We start from the raw sequence: 712 nt of genomic DNA on the forward strand, positions 1-712 counted from the left end.
CCGACTACGACCACATGCGTGCCGTGCTGCATGCTAGAAGCCTGGCCCAAGGCGCGCTGGAGAACGTCAGAAAGGTGGATTACAGCGGCTCTCCGCAAGCCTCTGCCAAACCGAAGCCATGCGGGCAACCTCTCGCTCGAGTGGGTGAAGTGCCGCCACCTGAGGCCAGGACAGAACCGTCAGAACCAAGGGAGCACACACAAGAGACAGGCATTCAGAGAGGTCCAACCTCGTGGGAAGCAGAAGCGGTACCACAGCCACCTGACACCTTCGAGCAAAGCGTGCTGTTCACTCTGATGGCTCAACACTTATCGAACCGTGCCGCCACTGCATCCGCGGTTCCCGCCGCAACAAGCGGATCTGGTGGAAGGGGATCTGCCGCCCGAGACAGTCTCGCCTAGCGAGACCTGCCCAGAGGGGCCGGCTGCCGGACGAAAAGGTAGCCGCGCGCCCAGCAGATCGCTAGGCCTGTAGGAAGAATCTGGAATTACCGAGAGCGCTTGGATTCCAGCGCCGGCATGCTGGCAGAGCGCCGCAATTTCACGGCTAAAACCGCAGTACCCTCTGTAATTGCTGATTACGTCGGGGGCGCATTGCTACGCCTGCAGAATGGTTTCAGGATCTTAGAAACAGAAAAGCCCACCTAAAAAGGCGGGCTATTCCATATTGACATCACGTCAATGCGGGCCTAATGTTCGGCCCAGACGGCTGC

The 712-nt window shown here is 59.3% G+C and carries 1 pseudogene; it reads left to right on the forward strand.

The annotated features are described in order from the left end of the window. Positions 1 to 401 (forward strand): annotated as a pseudogene (locus HMPREF2581_RS33495) (recombinase XerC); the annotation flags it as partial. Between the last annotated feature and the right edge of the window lie 311 nt (positions 402 to 712).

Source organism: Pseudomonas sp. HMSC057H01 (assembly GCF_001836405.1).
Lineage (GTDB): Bacteria > Pseudomonadota > Gammaproteobacteria > Pseudomonadales > Pseudomonadaceae > Pseudomonas > Pseudomonas aeruginosa.